This is a genomic window from Paenibacillus filicis (assembly GCF_038070315.1).
GTDB lineage: Bacteria > Bacillota > Bacilli > Paenibacillales > NBRC-103111 > Paenibacillus_G > Paenibacillus_G filicis.
Map to the genome: position 1 here is coordinate 83,508 of NZ_JBBPCC010000010.1, position 16,164 is coordinate 99,671.

The 16,164-nt window shown below is 55.3% G+C and carries 13 protein-coding genes; 10 read left to right on the plus strand and 3 right to left on the minus strand.

Annotation, left to right across the window (positions count from 1 at the left end):
* Positions 1 to 100 precede the first annotated feature (100 nt).
* Together WMW72_RS16410 and WMW72_RS16415 are read left to right on the plus strand one after the other, a co-directional pair.
* Positions 101 to 454 (plus strand): helix-turn-helix domain-containing protein, encoded by a 354-nt coding sequence (locus WMW72_RS16410; RefSeq protein WP_341416598.1) that lies wholly within the window; start codon positions 101 to 103, stop codon positions 452 to 454.
* The gene (locus WMW72_RS16415; protein WP_341416599.1) at positions 426 to 947 is read left to right on the plus strand and encodes a hypothetical protein; all 522 of its coding nucleotides are present in this window, start codon (positions 426 to 428) and stop codon (positions 945 to 947) included. The genes WMW72_RS16410 and WMW72_RS16415 overlap by 29 nt, the downstream gene beginning before the upstream one ends.
* 229 nt (positions 948 to 1,176) lie before the next feature.
* Here the strand turns inward: WMW72_RS16415 and shc are convergent, their stop codons facing one another.
* Complete coding sequence (gene shc, locus WMW72_RS16420) at positions 1,177 to 3,081, minus strand: squalene--hopene cyclase (protein ID WP_341416600.1); 1,905 nt, start codon at positions 3,079 to 3,081, stop codon at positions 1,177 to 1,179.
* Between the two features lie 247 nt (positions 3,082 to 3,328).
* Between shc and WMW72_RS16425 the strand changes: the two genes are divergently transcribed.
* The 3 genes from WMW72_RS16425 to pdxA are packed head-to-tail and all read left to right on the plus strand — an operon-like array spanning position 3,329 to position 6,939.
* Positions 3,329 to 4,588 (plus strand): nickel pincer cofactor-dependent isomerase, group 22, encoded by a 1,260-nt coding sequence (locus WMW72_RS16425; protein ID WP_341416601.1) that lies wholly within the window; start codon positions 3,329 to 3,331, stop codon positions 4,586 to 4,588.
* Between the two features lie 45 nt (positions 4,589 to 4,633).
* Positions 4,634 to 5,932 (plus strand): four-carbon acid sugar kinase family protein, encoded by a 1,299-nt coding sequence (locus WMW72_RS16430; RefSeq protein ID WP_341416602.1) that lies wholly within the window; start codon positions 4,634 to 4,636, stop codon positions 5,930 to 5,932.
* Entirely contained in the window at positions 5,929 to 6,939 is a 1,011-nt protein-coding gene (gene pdxA, locus WMW72_RS16435) for a 4-hydroxythreonine-4-phosphate dehydrogenase PdxA (protein ID WP_341416603.1), read from the plus strand. The genes WMW72_RS16430 and pdxA overlap by 4 nt, the downstream gene beginning before the upstream one ends.
* Positions 6,940 to 7,015: 76 nt before the next feature.
* Here the strand turns inward: pdxA and WMW72_RS16440 are convergent, their stop codons facing one another.
* Positions 7,016 to 8,536 carry a response regulator transcription factor gene (locus WMW72_RS16440; RefSeq protein ID WP_341416604.1) on the minus strand — a complete coding sequence of 507 codons (1,521 nt, stop codon included), beginning with the start codon at positions 8,534 to 8,536 and terminating at the stop codon, positions 7,016 to 7,018.
* Complete coding sequence (locus tag WMW72_RS16445) at positions 8,536 to 10,266, minus strand: cache domain-containing sensor histidine kinase (protein WP_341416605.1); 1,731 nt, start codon at positions 10,264 to 10,266, stop codon at positions 8,536 to 8,538. The genes WMW72_RS16440 and WMW72_RS16445 overlap by 1 nt, the downstream gene beginning before the upstream one ends.
* A gap of 171 nt (positions 10,267 to 10,437) precedes the next feature.
* On the opposite strand from WMW72_RS16445, the gene WMW72_RS16450 reads away from it, so the two are divergent.
* From WMW72_RS16450 to melA, 5 genes are all read left to right on the plus strand, one after another.
* A complete protein-coding gene (locus tag WMW72_RS16450) occupies positions 10,438 to 11,736 on the plus strand; it encodes an ABC transporter substrate-binding protein (protein WP_341416606.1) in 1,299 nt (432 codons plus the stop codon).
* Between the two features lie 143 nt (positions 11,737 to 11,879).
* Positions 11,880 to 12,746 carry a carbohydrate ABC transporter permease gene (locus WMW72_RS16455; RefSeq protein ID WP_341416763.1) on the plus strand — a complete coding sequence of 289 codons (867 nt, stop codon included), beginning with the start codon at positions 11,880 to 11,882 and terminating at the stop codon, positions 12,744 to 12,746.
* Positions 12,743 to 13,558 (plus strand): carbohydrate ABC transporter permease, encoded by an 816-nt coding sequence (locus tag WMW72_RS16460; protein ID WP_341416607.1) that lies wholly within the window; start codon positions 12,743 to 12,745, stop codon positions 13,556 to 13,558. Before WMW72_RS16455 ends, WMW72_RS16460 begins: the two co-directional genes overlap by 4 nt.
* Before the next feature lie 49 nt (positions 13,559 to 13,607).
* Positions 13,608 to 14,597, plus strand: coding sequence for a PdxA family dehydrogenase (locus WMW72_RS16465; protein WP_341416608.1), 990 nt, complete (start codon positions 13,608 to 13,610; stop codon positions 14,595 to 14,597).
* A 25-nt stretch (positions 14,598 to 14,622) separates the two neighbouring features.
* The gene (gene melA / locus WMW72_RS16470) at positions 14,623 to 15,921 is read left to right on the plus strand and encodes an alpha-glucosidase/alpha-galactosidase (RefSeq protein WP_341416609.1); all 1,299 of its coding nucleotides are present in this window, start codon (positions 14,623 to 14,625) and stop codon (positions 15,919 to 15,921) included.
* Positions 15,922 to 16,164: the final 243 nt, after the last annotated feature.

Here is a 16,164-nt window from a genome sequence, read left to right on the forward strand (position 1 = left end):
TTTTACTATAACCAACAGCGGAATTTCTACAACTTTTATACTATTCAATGATGTATCTATTTTTTACTCCTCTCTACGCTTGGAAGAGGAGGTTGATTGCATGAATAGTTTATTGCGGCTTGTAGGTGAGCAATTACGGTTGGTTCGCAGAGCAAGAGGATTGACGCAGGAAGAATTAGCAGAAAATTGCGGATTGAGCTTCTCATATATTTCAGACATAGAGCGTGGAAGCAGAAATGTAACACTCGAATCGTTGGATAAGATAATGACGGCTTTGGATGTAATGCCAAGCGAAGTATTCAATTTCAAGGACATTGAAAGTGTTAATGCCGCTGACGATAAGAGGATGATGATTGAGATTTTGCGTTCGTTATTGGTCGAGCGGCGACCGGATGAAGCGCGGTTCGTATGCAGACGCCCCGATCATGGAAGAAAAGAAAGCACTTGTTGCTGAGTTGAATACCAACAGCAGGAAGCTCCAGAAAATCAATGACAACATCCTGAGCGATCCTGAGTTGGCTGCAATATTCAAGGACGATCTGAAGGAAACGCACTCCCGACAGGAACAACTTCAAAAAAGGCTTGAAACCATCGAAGCTGAACTGGACGAACAATGCAACAAGCCTGTTGATTTCGATTCGTTGCAAAAACTGTTGACGCTGATTCAGGACGCACTCATGAAGATCAATGCGGATGAACAAAAGGCGTTATTGCGGCTAATGGTCGAAAGCATCCACATCACCAAAGAATCTCCAAGGCGGGTCGGACGGCAGATTACCCAAATCAAATTGCACTTTGATTTTACCATCAATGCAATGCAAAGGGATTCCGCCGTCCTCCTGAGTCGCCTAGCGGAAACGCGGGCTCTGGATTACGTCGCATCGCTTGAGCCCCTGAAGTGCTCGCCAGTCTCAACGAACCTCATACTGAAAGCCTCGGGGACTTGATGTAGTCCCTTTTTATTTTACCTTTAGCGATGATACGGTTCCCCTCCATTGATCTTAACTGCCCTTAATAGTGCCTAAGTGTACACAACTATTAAATTCAATTAATTTGAGCAATACTGTCACTCTCATCTATTGTTTACGAGCCATCAATATTAAGCACTCCACATGACTGGAGAAAGGGAGCGTCCGTTCCTAAGGGCGAAGGCAGCCCTCCTATTCCAGTGAAACGTTATCGGTACTTGCGGTGATAATGACTCAGCGCGAACAGAGGCCAGATGTACCGGTAGCTGTGGTAGTGGGAGTAGAAGAATCCGGGCAGACCCGAGCCTGTCGGATAGCGGGTGGTCTCGTCGTCCTCCTGCAGCTGGGCGATGAGCTTGCGCATGCCCTGCTCGATAGCGGGGATCGGCGCAGGATGTACGGCGATCAGCGCATCCAACGCCCAGGCGGTCTGTGAGGGGGTGCTGGCACCGAGCGGTATATATCGCTTCTTATGGTCGCTGGCGCAGGACTCGCCCCAGCCGCCGTCCTTGTTCTGGATATCGAGCAGCCAGCGGACGGCTTTGTCTACGTGCGGGTGTTCGGGGACGACGCCGACGGCCATCATACCGGTTAGGGCGGCCCAGGTTCCATAGATACAGCAGATTCCCCAGCGTCCGTACCAGGAGCCGTCAGGTTCCTGATGCTGCTCAAGCCATTCCACACCCCTGCGGACAAAAGGATGCTTGGTTCCGAGACCTGCGGTCGCTCCGAGAAATTCCAGCGTCCGCCCCGTCAGGTCGGCGGTCGATGGATCGATGGCGGCTGAAGCGGCCCCGTCGATCGGCAGCAGGGCGAGCAGCTCATTAGTCACGCCGCGCTCGAAGGCAGGCCAGCCGCCGTCCTTGTTCTGCATCGACAGTACCCAGTTCAGCCCGCGGTTCCACGCATCGCGGTCGGAGGACTTCAGCCCAGCCGCCGGGCGTAAAGCACGGAGTGCGGCCGTCGTATCGTCCACATCCGGGTTCCGGGTGTTGGACTCGGAGAAGCCCCAGCCGCCAGGAATGGGGTTCTTCATGTGAAGCGCCCAATCCCCCTCAGTAGGATGCTGCATCCCTCGCAGATAATCGTTCGCCCTGCGGATGACCCCGCTGTCCGGGGAGATGCCGGCCTGCTGTAGACCTGCAGACAGCAGCGCCGTATCCCAGATCATGGACGGCGAGTTCTGCTGATGCAGATGGCCGTCGACCTTCCAGAGCATCGACACGAGCCCGTCGATGGCGGACATCAGGACCGGATGGTGCTTGTCATAGCCTAGCGCCAGTAAGGCCATGATCATCAGCAGCGTACTGGTGGCGTAGCTGTACAAGGTGCCGTCCGGCTCGATGCGCTCCAGCATGAACTGCTCGGCCCTTGCGGTGGCTTTCTGGCGGAGCAGCCCCGGGAGTCCGGCGAGCTGCCGGATGCCTCCGTGGACCTCATCGAGCAGCTGCTGGAGCCCCCGGGCGGACGCAGGGCCCGGCTGGGGGCGGTCCATGCGCTTCACCGTTTTGCCGGTACCTGTCAGATGAGACAAGTCGGGGGTATCCTTCGTTCGGATCACAAATCGCCGGTTCGCCATCACTAGGATCGGGATCATATGGACGCGGGCATAGCCGGAGAAGTCGAACATGTTTACAGGCGAGGAGAGGGGGAGCAGCAGCGTTTCCAGTGGTATGATCAGCGTGACCGGCCAGGGGTAGGAGCCTGTAGAGGCGAGGAAGACTTTGGTCAGCACCGACTCGGCTTGCTTGATCCCTCCCTTGGAGGCGATGAAGGCCTCAGCCTTGCGCATCGCTTCATCCTCCCGACGGCTGTGCCCCGAGTACAGCATCGCATAATAGGCATCCACGGTTGCCGCGAGGTTGCCCTCGTCCTCGTCCGGATATACCTTCCAAGCGCCATTGTCCTGCTGCAGCGCAGCCAGCCGGTCGTGCAGGCTGCGGATCAAGGCTTCATAGGGAAGCTCCAAGGTGCGCAGTACCAGGATCATATAGGCATCCGTGGAGGTGCCGTTCTCAAAGCAGAACCGCCAGGACCCGTCCTCATGCTGCCAACCTGTGAGCTGGTCGGTTAGAAGGCGGAGAGCCTCTGCCGCCTCATTCCATGTACTCACTGAACGTTCACCTGCCTTCCCCGGCGCATAAGCGCATATCCCTACAGGATATGATCGGGTTCGGGATTCCATGAACTATTGCGGAGTGGGCAGTCGCAGGAAGCTATCCGGCAGCATACCCGAACAGGTGAAAAAAGAGCGCGCCTATCGTAGAAGACACACCTATGGCAAACATAAGGGTTATGATAAGATTAGGTTGCTGTACGTGCGATCAAGCGAGTCACTATGAATAAAAGGAGCAGCCTCTATGACTTTGCCGAAATTCATCAGAATTCGCCAACACTTTCACGCTCCTGTTATGGAGCAGATCGAAGCTGCTGTCGCCGCCGAGATGGCTAGGCCCGCCATCCGGGAACGGATCAAGCCGGGCATGCGCATTGCCGTGACTGCCGGAAGCCGGGGAATCGCGAATATTTCAAGAATAATTACAGCTGTGGTGACTGAGCTGAAGCTGTTGGGCGCCGATCCGTTTATTGTGCCGGCGATGGGCAGCCATGGTGGGGCTACCGCCGACGGACAGGTAGAAGTTCTCCACAGTCTCGGCGTCACAGAAGAAGCCTGCGGAGCGCCGATCCTCAGCTCCATGGATACGGTCCAGATCGGCAGCACACCGGGGGGAATTCCTGTCTATATGGACAAGCATGCACATGAAGCGGACGGTGTCGTGCTGGTCGGCAGGATCAAGCTGCATACCGACTTCAAATCGCCAGTCGGCATTGAGAGCGGCTTGCTCAAGATGGCGGCGATCGGTCTCGGAAAACACAGGCAGGCGCTGCTGCTTCATACCTACGGTGTCCACGGCATCCGCGACATCATGCCTGAGGTGGGCAAGGTTGTCCTCGGATCGGGCCGTATCCTGTTCGGAGTCGGCATTGTTGAGAACGCTTCCGAACAGACGGCGATCCTGGAGGCGATCGAGCCGGAGCGGATCTATGTCCGCGAGCAGGAGCTGCTGCTAGAGTCGGCAGCCATGTACCCGAAGCTCCCCGTCGATGAGCTGGATATCCTGATCGTCGATCAGATCGGCAAAAACTACAGCGGTACCGGCATGGATACGAATATTATAGGCCGGATGCGGATTCAGGGACTTCCCGAGCCGGAGAAGCCGGCTATCAAATACATCATTGCCGGAGATCTAAGCGAGGCCTCCCATGGCAATGCGCTCGGCATCGGCCTGGCGGATCTCACGACCGTGCGGCTGGCGGACAAGATCGACAGAAAGGCCATGAATGAAAATGTAATCACCAGTACCTTCTTACAGCGTGCCTCTGTCCCGATCGTGCTGGACAATGACCGGGAGGCGCTGACGGCCGCCCTTCGCGCGACATGGAATGTAAGCGCAGACAAGGCCAGAATCATCCGTATCTTCAGCACCTTGCATCTGGAGCATATTTATGTCTCCGAGGCCGTATACGAGGACATCCGCTCCATGCCGCATATATCGGCAGAGGGCGGGTGGGAAGAGCTGCGCTTCGATGCACAGGGCAATCTGCCGCCTTTTGAGTGAAGATTCGAGAATCCGTTGAACACAGCGTGCCGAAGGAGATACGATATGAAATTTGCGATCATTGCGGATGACTTGACCGGCGCCAATGACAGCGGGGTTCAATTGGCCCAGTACGGCTTGCATACCTCCGTGTTGTTCCAAATGAATGCCGGGGCGCTGCATAGCTGCGATGCGGTTGTATGGAATACGGACAGCCGGTCCTGTTCGCCTGACGAGGCGTATGCCCGAGCGAAGAGCGCTTCGGAGTTTGTCCGGACGGTAGAGCCGGAGGTGATCTACAAGAAAATCGACTCAACCCTGAGAGGAAATATCGGGTATGAGATCGATGCGATGTTCGACACCTTCCAGCCTGATTTTGTTATTGTCGCTCCGGCGTATCCGAGTAACGGCCGGAGGATCGTGAACGGTTATCACTATCTGCATGGTCAGCCGCTGCACGAGACCGAGGTCGCCTCCGATCCCAAGACGCCGGTGACCGAGTCGTTCGTGCCCAAGCTCCTGCAGACACAGACGCAGCGTTCCGTAGAGCTGGTCACCTGCGACGAGCTGAGAAGGGGTGCGGGGGTCATAGAGGCCAGGCTGGAAGGCTTCCGCCAAGCGGGCGTTCCTTATATTGTGTTCGATGCCGATAGGGAAGCGGATATCGAGCTGATGGTCGAAGCCGTGAGGCGAACGAAGTACCGGGTTGTCTGGGTCGGCTCCGCGGGGCTGGTGCAGTCTCTGGCTTCCCATGACGTCCTGGAGCATAAGGAGGATCTGTTGTCCGCGGAGAAGGGAAGCTCCGTGATTGTGGTGGTCGGCAGCGTCAGCGGCCGGTCGCGCGGACAGCTTGAGGAACTGCTGAGCCGTGCGGATGTCGAGGGGGTGGGGCTGCGCTCCGACCGGATCGTCGCAGATGGCGAAGCCCGCCGTGAGGAGATGGACCGGGTATACCAACGGGCCGCTCAGCTATTAGGCGTCCATAAGCATCTGGCGCTGTATTCGACAGCTTCCGAGGAGGACAGGCTGCTTACGAAGCAGGCAGGAGCCGCCCTGGGCCTGGATGCGACGGCGATTAGCGACTTGATCTCGGCCGCGCTCGGCGAGACGGTCGTTCGCTTGCTGGAGCAGTTTGAGTCGAGCGGCCTTGTGCTGACTGGCGGGGATACAGCGGTACAGGTGTGCAGGCAGCTCGGTGCCGAGCGGCTGGATCTCATCGGCGAGGTGGAGCCGGGTGTCCCTGTGGGAAGGCTCATGGGAATGGGAGCCAAGGAGCTTTTTGTCGTGACGAAGGCTGGCAGCTTCGGTACGGATAAGGTATTGCTCAAGTCTGTTGATATGCTAAAGGGGGAGTCTTATTCATGAAGCCAATTATCGGAATTACGATGGGTGATGCGGCCGGCATCGGCCCGGAGATCATCGTCAAGGCGCTTCAGCGGGCTGATGTTCACGACATCTGTCGTCCGCTTGTCATCGGTGACGCCGCGATGCTGGAGCGGGCGGCTGGGGTCACCTCGGCTGCCGTGAAGGTTCAGCGGATCGCTCCGGCTGAGATCATGGAAGCAGTCTTTGAGCCGGGTATCGTGCCTTGCATCGATCTGCATCTGCTGCCTGCCGATCTTCCTTACGGACAAATCTCTGCGGCAGCGGGAGACGCAGCCTATCAATATATCGCAGAGGCCGTCAGGCTGGCGCAGCAGGGGCGGATCGATGCGATCTGTACCGCGCCGCTGAACAAAGAAGCGCTGCATAAAGGCGGGCATCTGTTCCCGGGACATACCGAGATACTGGCCCATCTTACCGATACGGAAGATTACTCCATGATGCTGACTACGCCCAACCTCAAGGTGATCCATCTCACGACCCATGTCGGGCTGATTCAGGCGATCCGTATGATCGATCCGGAACGGACGTATAAGGTGGTTAAGCTCGCCCATGAGGTGCTGGTCCAGGCGGGCTATACGAATCCGAGCATCGCTGTCTGCGGGATCAATCCGCATGCCGGAGAGAACGGCTTATTCGGCGAGGGCGAGGAGGAGGAGAAGCTCGTGCCGGGCATCGAGCGGGCGAGAGCTGAGGGGATCAACGTAACGGGGCCATACCCTGCCGATACGCTGTTCTTCCGCGCCGCCCGCGGGGATTTCCAGATGGTGGTGGCCTGCTATCATGATCAGGGGCATGCGCCGGTGAAGGTGCTGGGCATCGAGGCTGGCGTTAATATAACGGTAGGTTTGAAGGGCGGGATTATCCGCACGTCTGTCGATCACGGGACGGCCTTCGACATCGCGGGCAAAAACATCGCCGACGAACGCAGTATGGTCGAAGCGATCCGCGCTGCCGTAGATCTGGCTCCCAAGCGCCCGGCGCTCTAATACGCTGCGAGGCTGAAGCCTAAGCACCCGGTACGGGATCAAGTATAGCAAGTGAACGAAGAGGCAACGGAATGCGTCAGCATGACTCCGTTGCCTTTATTTGCGTAATGCTCGCCTGCAACTGCTTCTTGTATTCGGACGGGTAGCAGCCGGCGAACTCTTTGAACAGCTTGGTGAAGTGCCTGGCGCTGAAATATCCGACCTGCTCGGCGGCTTGCTGAACCTGGACGGATGGATCGGCCAGCAATTCCTGCGCTTTAAGCATCCGGAGCTTGGTCACGTACTGCATGAATGTCGTGCCTGTCCGCTTGTGGAACAGACTGCTCAAGTGATTGGGCGTCACACATAGCTCCTCTGCGATATGGCCCAGCGAGAGGTCTCCCGTATAGTGTTCTTCGATATAAGCGATGGTCTTGGCAACCAGGTCCGGCGTAGTTCCCGCCTGCCTGATTTTTTTGTCCAGCAGCTTTTCTCCCAGAGTCTTGAGCGACTGCAGCCAGTCGGCTCCCTGGCCAGAGGTCCACAGGGGAGCTTGGAGAGTAACGTGGAGAAACTGCGATATAGCCCTGGACGTACTGGATGACATCTGATTGCGCAGCGATTCATACTGGGTCGTGAATTGCTCGATAGTATGCATATAGCCGACATAATTTCTCCGGTGATACTCTTCCGCCGACTTGACCGCTGTGCCACATAGCCCGGGGATCAGCGGCTGCGCAGCCGCATCGTAAAGATCGGCATGCGTCAAGCTGCGGGCAAGCCCCAACGAGCAGCGGAGATACGCATACTTGTGCAGCGTGGTGACTTCTTCCAGCAGCGAGGCATAGGAGTCGCGTTCATCCGAGACGATCAAGGTCATCACAAGACCCGGCTCTTCCATCTGCCTTACCAGCTCGGCATGCGAGGCGAAGCATCGCTGTAGCTGCTCCGCACCCTCGAGAGACGTGTATCTCCCTAGGACCGCCCACTCCCCGTTAGGCAGCAGCAAAGTGGCTACCTCCAAGTCCTTGTGATAGTACTTCGGCATCGTGGAGCTGATCGTGTGAAAGAACGGTTTGCCTGATGCTGACTTCTCCGCTTCCCCATAGCAGCTGTCCATATAGATAATCTCGCAGCGAATCCGGCAGGATGGCTGAGGCGCATTATCCCGTTCGTCCCAATTCAGAATCAGCCCGTGAAACAAGGACAGCATATCCGATTCGAACAGCTTATTTTTCTCCATGATCTGCTGGAGCGAAGTTTGCCTCAGGCGAGTAATAAGCGCATGAATTTCTTCGGCTGCGACCGGCTTGAGAAAATAGTCGACCGCCCCTACGCGGATCGCTTCCTTGGCATAAGCGAAGTCGGCGAAGCCCGTTAGGATGATCCACTGCGTATAAGGAGACAGAGGGGCTGCTTCGTGGATAGCCTCCAGGCCGGACTTGCCAGGCATCCGGATGTCGACAAAGGCAGCGTCCGGCTTGATCCGCTCCACCACCTCGATCAGTTCCTGGCCGTTGCGGGCCTCGTAAATCTGCAGGTCCGGATATATTTCCAATAAAATGTCGCTCATCGCTTCTCGGGCCAACTGCTCGTCATCGGCGATCACAATGTTCATCAGGGAAGCTCCTTTCCATTTGCGGAGATCGTGATGGTGATGGAAGTGCCTTGTCCAGCTCGGCTCTCCAGGTGAAATTCATGCTGATCCGGGAAGGCGAGCGCCAGTCGTTCCTTAACATTATTCAGCCCTACCCGCTGATCCTTCAACTGCGAGGGGTTAAAGCCCATGCCGTCGTCCACGATCCGGATGACAATCTTCTCGCCGCCCGTGCCGTCAGGGACCGCTTCGGCACTCACGGCTACCCGGCAAGGATGCTCGCAGGGCTCTACCCCATGAATGATAGCGTTTTCCACTAAAGGCTGCAGCAAGAGCTTAGGCATGCGCACATGGGCCAGTCCTGGAGCCAGGTCGATCGACATGGTTAAGCGGTCGCTGAACCTGAGACTCATCAGCTCTCCGTACTTGCGGATAATGGAGAACTCTTCCTCCAGCGTACAGGAATCCTGGGAGGTCAAGATATAACGCAGCATCCCGCTTAGCGATACGATGGATCTCTCTAACAGCGCACGCTCTCCCTTCCGGTTCAGGCTGACCAGCGCATTCAACGAATTGTACAGAAAGTGAGGGTGAATCTGCGATTGAAGCGCCCGGAACTCGGCATCCCTCAGATTCAGCTTGGTACGGAATTCATTAATAATCAATTCATCGAGCTGATCGATCATCCGGTTCAGTACGCTGCCGAGCTGAGCGACCTCATCTTGGCCCTGCACACGAACACGTTTGTTCATATTGCCATGCTGAACCTGACGCATGACACCGATCATTTCCTTGAACGGGGTCAGCAAGGTCCGGGAATAGGCAAAGAACAAAAAGAAGGTTAGCAATACTCCGCCGACGGCGAAGGCTGCCCCCGTTACCTTCATCCAGTGAACCTTGGAGGCCAGCTCAGCCTTGGATAGCCAGACGGTAATCTCCCAGGAGCTGGTCGGTATTTCTCTGGTAACGGATACATAGGAATGCTGCCGGTCTTGCAGATTCTCCGGGTTTTGCCCGGACAGGGACGTGTTGGAGTAGATCAGCTTGTGATCCTTATCGGTAATGGTGACAATCGAGTTCACATTGAAGGAGAACTGCCTGACGATTTTATCCAGAATCACCGTATCGGCATCCGCCATAATGACGGCCAGCGGCTGCCTGGAATCCGGATCCTTGATCAGCCGGGCGACGGAAAATACGTCGGGAACGGCAGACAGCTTCAGATAATCCTGCGGATGAACCGTCACGAAGGCCACTCTTCCGTTCGCCTTCACCGCTTCCTGATACCAGGACGACTCGGTATACGGATAATCCGTGCGGACCTCGGTCAGCTGGGAGCTGCTGTCATTGTAGTAGACGGAGCCGTCGATCGTGACGAGCAAGGTCCCTAGTATATCCTTGCGCAAATTCACGAGCAGGTTCGGGAGCGTATGGTACAGCGTATAGTCTGCCTTGTATTTGGAATAATCATCCACAGGGCTCCGTAAGCTTCGGGCCTTTAGCTTCAGCGAGTTCATGACTTCATTGTTCGTATAAGGAGAGATGGTGACCCGTTCGAGGTCATCCAGATACGTTTGGATATTGCCGGTGAGGCCGACCAGTGTTTCGTTGGTCAGCTTCTCGGTTTCGGCCGTTATGATTTTAATATAATAGGACGGCATGACGAAAGCGATGATAACTACAGGAAGCAGGATCGTTAACGAATAGAGCAGAACCAGCTTCACCCGGATGGAGAGAAAGGGCTTATTCAACGGCGGCTCCCCCTGCGGTATTCAGTTTGTGGTCGATTATACTGTAAATGTTACAGGGTAGCAAGATTAATTATGAGCGCTTCAAATCGTAGATTCAGCGCATATGTAAACCCTTACATCCATGATAAGATTTTCGTGTGATGCACATCATACATGATAAGAGGTGGGTACATGAGCAAGAAATGGAAAGTGTCGTTGGCAGTAACCCTGGTATCAGCTTTGGCGATAAGCGGCTGTTCCCAGCGTCCAGAATCAGCCTCTCCCGGAGCATCAAGCGGGAAAGAGGGCGGCACGGGAACTAGTATTTCCAAAAAAACCTTAACGATGATGAGTAATGTCGCGGACCAGCCTGTCCAGGATGTATATCGTCAGATCCTCAATGATTTCACCAAGGAAAATCCGGATATCGCGGTCAACATTCAGTTCCCAGGGTCCGCTTACGAGAACAACATGAAGGTCAAGATGGCGGCTAACGATCTTCCCGACGTCTTCGATACGCATGGATGGGCTCAGATCCGCTATGGGGAATACCTCGCCGACCTGCGGGACGAGCCATGGACCCAGCAATTGACCGATACGATTCAGCCCGTCATCACCGACAAAACAGGTAAGGTCTACGTGCTGCCGCTGAGCGAAGCCAAGGACGGTATCATGTACAATGTCGACATGCTGAACAAGTACAAGCTGGAGCCGCCCAAGACGCTGGATGAGCTGATTGCGGCGGGCGAGAAGATCAAGAAGGAGAGCGGCGGAAAGACCGTTCCATTTTTCTTCTCGGGAATAGACGAGAGCACGATCGGCACCTTCTTCGATTACTTTGCGAACTCTTTGTTGATCAGTCCGGCCAACAATTCCGCAGAGGCGCTGCTCAATCATTCCTTCGACTGGAGCAAGTGGACGACGCTCCCCGAGAAGCTGCTGGATATCAAAAACCGCGGCTTGATTAACGAAGATTTCCTGACGGCCAAGCGGAGCGATATTCCTGGAGCCTTCACGGCGGAGAAGGTAGCCTTTGTCCTGCTGGCTCCATCCTTTGTGGACGCGGTACACAAGTTGAAGCCGGACATGAAGATCGGACTGATGCCGATTCCCTCGATCGCAGCGGACGATCAGCCGAATTTTTCCGGAGGCGAGCGGGCCACGATGGGGATTTGGAAAGACTCCAAGCAAATTCCCGAGGCCAAGAAGCTGCTCACGTTCTTCGCGAAGGCGGACAACATGACCAAGATTGCCAATGTGACGAAGCTGCAGCCTGGCTTGAAGGGCATCGAGTCGCAGCATGATCTGACCGAGTATTACAAGAAATATGCCGATATTCGTGTATTCCCTTACTTCGACCGCGTGTATCTGCCTAACGGCATGTGGAGCGTCATGTCCAAATCGGGCACCGAGCTGCTGGCCGGACGCATTACACCCAAGGATTACACAAATACGATGAAGCAGGAAACGGAGCGTCTACGCAAAAACTAGTGTCAGCAAACGGACGGGACGTGTCCGTGCAGGGTACTCCAGCCCGTTGTCTCGTGTCTTCATGTAAGGAGAGGTGAATCATGGAAACTGTACATGCTAAAGTTACCGAACGGAAAGCCGTGAGAGGCCGCATTCGCCGCTGGATGACCTCGCCATCCTCGATAAATCTGATGTATGTGCCCGCATTCCTGCTCTTTGTCCTGTTTATCTACTATCCGTTCACCAAGGGAATCTCCATTTCCCTGACGAATTGGGACGGCTACTCCCAGACGTCGCGGTTTATCGGGCTGGATAATTACCGGCGCATGCTCACCGATCACCGGATCGGCACGGTTATTCTCAATACATTGATCTACGGCATCGGAAGTACCATTCTCCAGAATGTCATCGGTCTGGCCTACGCCGTATTTCTAAACACCAGCCTGCGGGGCAAGACGGTCATCCGTACGATCGTGTATCTTCCGGTCATCGTCAGTCCTCTTGTCATGGGCTATATCTGGTATTTTTTCTTCCAATACAATGGAGGCGCTCTCAACGACATTATCTTGCTGTTCCGCGATAAGCCGATCAATCTGCTGGCGGATACGAACCTGAATGTCTGGATCATTACGCTGGTGAACACCTACCAGTTTCTCGGGGTAGCCATGATCATCTTCCTGGCCGGTCTGCAGTCGATTTCCAAGGAATACTATGAGGCTGCGGAGATGGACGGCGCCTCCGGCTTCTCGAGATTCAGGAACATCACGCTGCCGCTGCTCGCACCAGCTATTACGATCAATATCGTCCTGAACCTGATCGGCGGCTTGAAACTGTTCGACGTCATCACGTCTCTGACCAATGGAGGACCGGGCTATGCCTCGGCTTCCTTGTCCACGATGATCTACCAGCTGTATTTTGCTCATCAGGATGCAGGCTATGCGGCAGCGCTTGGAAATTTCATGTTTCTGATGATTTCGCTGATCGGACTGACAGCCTTGTACTATTTGCGTAAAAAGGAGATTTCCGTATGAAGAAATCCGCGACGCTGTATACCCTGGCGGGTGTGGGGATAGCTATTCTGCATATTATTCCTTTTTATGTGCTGCTTACGACTTCGTTCAAGGATGCCATGGATACGAGCTCCAAATGGGTCATGCCAGGCTATGTATCCTGGGACAACTTTACGCATGCCTGGCAGCTGGCCGGGCTGGATAAGGCCTTTGTCAGCACGACGGTCGTAACGGTATGCTCGCTCGCGCTGATCCTGATGCTCGGCTCAATGGCGGCGTTCCCGCTGGCCCGTCACCGGAGCAGGCTCAACCGGTGGATGTACGGATTTTTCGTCAGCGCTCTGATCGTGCCGCCGCTTACGATTCTCGTTCCTTTGTACCGCATGTTTGTGGATATCGGGGCTATGAACACCTATGCGGGGATCATTGTGCTGCATGTAACCTTCCATCTCTCGATGGCGATCTTCTTGTTCACAGGCTTCATCAGTACGATTCCCAAAGAGCTGGACGAAGCTGCGATGATCGACGGGGCATCCCGGATCGGCTTGTTCTTCCGCATTATTCTGCCGGTGCTGATGCCGATTACCGCGACGGTCATCATCATGAACGGCGTATCGATCTGGAATGACTATCAGTTCTCGGTATTCTTCCTGCAGAAAATAGAAACCCGCACCATTACCGTTGCGCTGTCGACATTCTTCGGCGAGAACAACGCCAACATCGGCTGGGTAGCCGCCGGCTCCTTGCTGGCCGCTGTGCCGAGCATTGCACTGTATCTGTTTTTGCAAAGATATTTCATCGCGGGGATGACTTCCGGCGCAGTTAAGGGATAAAAGATCTGCACAGCATGCTGGCAGACGGAGAAAGGGAAGGGAATCAAACATGAGGAAACCGTTAATGGGCTTAACCTTGGGAGATGCCGCCGGCATCGGGCCGGAGCTGGCCTTACGAGCCTTGCAATCGGAGGACATCCTTCAATTAGCGACGTGGGTCGTGATTGGAGACGAGCGCGTGTTCCGGCAAGGGCAAGCGATCGCAGGAGCAACCGTTTCGTATCAACGGATTACGGATATCGGGCAGGTAAACGATGAGCATCAGATCTACTTCATCGACCTGAACAACTTGCCTCCTGAGTCTTATACGCTGGGGCAATTGTCCGTCGACTCCGGACGGGCGACCGGTGAGACGCTGACGTTTGCGGTCAAGCTAGCGCAGCAGAACAAGCTGGACGGCGTCGTGTACGCGCCGATTAACAAAGAAGCGCTGCACCGTGGCGGCTTCCATTTTCAAGACGAGCTGCATTTCTTTGCTTCGCTGCTGGATTGCACGGAGGGCTTCAGTGAAATCAACGTCATGAACGATCTGTGGGTGACGCGGATCACCTCTCATGTCCCGATCCGACAAGTCGGCGAACTGATAACCCAGGAACGCGTAGGCCGGATCATCCGTTTTGCTCATGACACGCTGACCCGCGTAGGTTTCGATCAGCCGAGGATTGCCGTTGCTGCCTTGAATCCGCATGCCGGGGACGGAGGTCTGCTCGGGATGGAGGAGATCGAGGAAATCCGGCCGGCCGTTCAGGAAGCCCGAGAGCAGGGGATCGAGGTCGATGGCCCGTATCCGGCCGATACGATTTTTCTGCGGCGGCAAGCCAAGCCGTTCGACTGCCTGGTCAGCATGTATCACGACCAGGCTCAGACTCCGATGAAGCTGCTGGGCTTCAATCGGGGGGTTACCGTCAGTGGCGGACTGCCGGTCGTCCTTGCTACGCCGGCGCACGGAACGGCTTTTGACATTGCGGGTCAAGGTACCGCCGATCCTGGCGCCACCGAGCAGGCGATGAAGCTGGCCGTTAGGCTAGCCGGGTTCTAATTTCAATCTTAAGGGGAGATGCTTTATGTCGAAAATTACTTTTCTCGGTGCCGGCAGCTCGGTATTCGCCAAAAACGTGCTAGGTGACTGCATGATGACGCCATCGCTACAAGGCTTCGAGCTGGCCTTATATGATATTAATGAAGAAAGACTCAAGGATTCGGAGAACATGCTGAACAATCTCAAGCACACGCTGGGAAGCACCTGCACGGTTCGGGCTTACACCAACCGCAGAGATGCGCTGCGCGGGGCCAAGTATGTCGTCAATGCGATCCAGGTCGGCGGCTATGATCCTTGCACGATCACAGATTTTGAAGTGCCCCGGAAGTACGGCTTGCGCCAGACGATCGGCGATACGCTGGGGATCGGAGGCATCTTCCGCAATCTTCGTACGATTCCGGTGCTGATGGGCTTCGCCCGGGATATCCAGGAGGTGTGTCCAGATGCCTGGTTCCTGAACTACACCAACCCGATGGCGGTGCTGACCAACGCGCTGACGAACATCGGCGGGGTCAAAACGGTCGGCTTATGCCATAGTGTTCAACGCTGCATACCGGATCTGTTCGAGGCACTGGATATCGAGACGGAAGGCGTCCAGACGAAAATCGCCGGCATCAATCATATGGCCTGGCTGCTGGAGGTTACCAGAGACGGAGTGGACCTGTATCCGGAGATCAAGCGGCGTGCCCGCGAGAAGCAGCAAGAGCAGCACGACGATATGGTCCGCTTCGAATTGATGTTCCGCTTCGGCTATTATGTGACGGAATCCTCGGAGCATAACGCCGAGTATCACCCGTACTTCATCAAGAAAAATTATCCCGAGCTGATCGAGCGCTTCAACATCCCGTTTGATGAATATCTGCGCCGCAGCGTTCGGCAGATCGAACGGTGGGCAACCATGCGGGATGAATTAGTCAACAACCGGAATCTGGGACATACCCGGTCGCATGAATATGCCTCCTATATGTTCGATGCGATGGAAACGAACCAGCCGTTCAAGATCGGCGGCAATGTGATGAATACCGGCCTGATTACGAACCTTCCCAGGGAAGCGGTTGTCGAGGTTCCCTGCCTCGTCGACGGCAGCGGCGTGACGCCGACGTATGTCGGAGATCTGCCCCCGCAGCTGGCTGCACTGAACCGCACCAACATCAATACGCAGCTGCTCACTCTGGAAGCGGCGGTGACCGGGAAAAAAGAGCATATCTATCACGCTGCCATGCTGGACCCGCATACGGCAGCCGAGCTGTCCATCGATGAGATCGTGGCGATGTGCGACGATTTAATTGAAGCCCATGGAGGATGGCTTCCTGCGTTTGTGTAAGCTTTAGCGCGGTATCCCGTATATAACCGAATTTCCATCATTGTCTTAACACTTAGGTTTGCTCTGTCGGTGGCGTTCACTCCTTCGAGTGGGCGCCATTTGTGTTTCCTGCCATGCAGGCGAGGCAGGTCAATATGCGACTGTCTTGAAAGGGGATTTTACATGTTGGGCAATCAAGGGCCTCATTTGCAAATTCAGCTTTTTTTTGCTAAAATACAAACCGAACGTTCAGTATAAATATTT

What these genes read in the sequence shown, in the direction of transcription:
- WMW72_RS16430 (WP_341416602.1), top strand. Translation starts at nt 4,634, where the DNA reads ATGAAATTTGCGATCATTGCGGATGACTTGACCGGCGCCAATGACAGC.
- WMW72_RS16425 (WP_341416601.1), top strand. Translation starts at nt 3,329, where the DNA reads ATGACTTTGCCGAAATTCATCAGAATTCGCCAACACTTTCACGCTCCT.
- WMW72_RS16455 (WP_341416763.1), top strand. Translation starts at nt 11,880, where the DNA reads ATGACCTCGCCATCCTCGATAAATCTGATGTATGTGCCCGCATTCCTG.
- pdxA (WP_341416603.1), top strand. Translation starts at nt 5,929, where the DNA reads ATGAAGCCAATTATCGGAATTACGATGGGTGATGCGGCCGGCATCGGC.
- WMW72_RS16460 (WP_341416607.1), top strand. Translation starts at nt 12,743, where the DNA reads ATGAAGAAATCCGCGACGCTGTATACCCTGGCGGGTGTGGGGATAGCT.
- WMW72_RS16410 (WP_341416598.1), top strand. Translation starts at nt 101, where the DNA reads ATGAATAGTTTATTGCGGCTTGTAGGTGAGCAATTACGGTTGGTTCGC.
- WMW72_RS16415 (WP_341416599.1), top strand. Translation starts at nt 426, where the DNA reads ATGGAAGAAAAGAAAGCACTTGTTGCTGAGTTGAATACCAACAGCAGG.
- WMW72_RS16450 (WP_341416606.1), top strand. Translation starts at nt 10,438, where the DNA reads ATGAGCAAGAAATGGAAAGTGTCGTTGGCAGTAACCCTGGTATCAGCT.
- WMW72_RS16465 (WP_341416608.1), top strand. Translation starts at nt 13,608, where the DNA reads ATGAGGAAACCGTTAATGGGCTTAACCTTGGGAGATGCCGCCGGCATC.
- melA (WP_341416609.1), top strand. Translation starts at nt 14,623, where the DNA reads ATGTCGAAAATTACTTTTCTCGGTGCCGGCAGCTCGGTATTCGCCAAA.
- WMW72_RS16440 (WP_341416604.1), bottom strand. Translation starts at nt 8,536, where the DNA reads ATGAACATTGTGATCGCCGATGACGAGCAGTTGGCCCGAGAAGCGATG.